Origin of the sequence: Bacillus sp. AFS073361 (assembly GCF_002567005.1) — a bacterium.
Lineage (GTDB): Bacteria > Bacillota > Bacilli > Bacillales > Cytobacillaceae > Neobacillus.
In genome coordinates this window covers 1-418 of record NZ_NUZU01000088.1, presented here as the reverse complement: position 1 = coordinate 418, position 418 = coordinate 1, and the positions used below count along the sequence as shown (strand labels likewise).

Here is a 418-nt window from a genome sequence, read left to right as displayed (position 1 = left end):
AATTATGGTGGAGGATGACGGGATCGAACCGCCGACCCTCTGCTTGTAAGGCAGATGCTCTCCCAGCTGAGCTAATCCTCCAAATAAATGAAAGTCATTTTCACTGTCGTGAAAAAATTATGGTGACCCCTACGGGACTCGAACCCGTGTTACCTCCGTGAAAGGGAGGTGTCTTAACCGCTTGACCAAGGGGCCATACTATTATTAAAATAGGTAAGCTTCCAAGCGGGCTCGAACCGCTGACCTCTTCCTTACCATGGAAGTGCTCTACCTACTGAGCTATGGAAGCACAGCTAAACTTAGTTTACATAAAAATGGCTCCGCAGGTAGGACTCGAACCTACGACCGATCGGTTAACAGCCGATAGCTCTACCACTGAGCTACTGCGGAACAATAATATTACAGCCTGGCAACGTCC

Annotated in this window: 4 tRNA genes; all 4 read right to left on the bottom strand. The window is 48.6% G+C overall.

Annotation, left to right across the window (positions count from 1 at the left end):
* Positions 1 to 5: 5 nt before the first annotated feature.
* Positions 6 to 81, bottom strand: a tRNA-Val gene (locus COJ96_RS25455).
* Between the two features lie 39 nt (positions 82 to 120).
* A tRNA-Glu gene (locus tag COJ96_RS25450) sits at positions 121 to 195 on the bottom strand.
* 21 nt (positions 196 to 216) lie between these two features.
* Positions 217 to 289 (bottom strand) — tRNA-Thr (locus tag COJ96_RS25445).
* Positions 290 to 315: 26 nt separating this feature from the next.
* Positions 316 to 390, bottom strand: a tRNA-Asn gene (locus COJ96_RS25440).
* Positions 391 to 418: the final 28 nt, after the last annotated feature.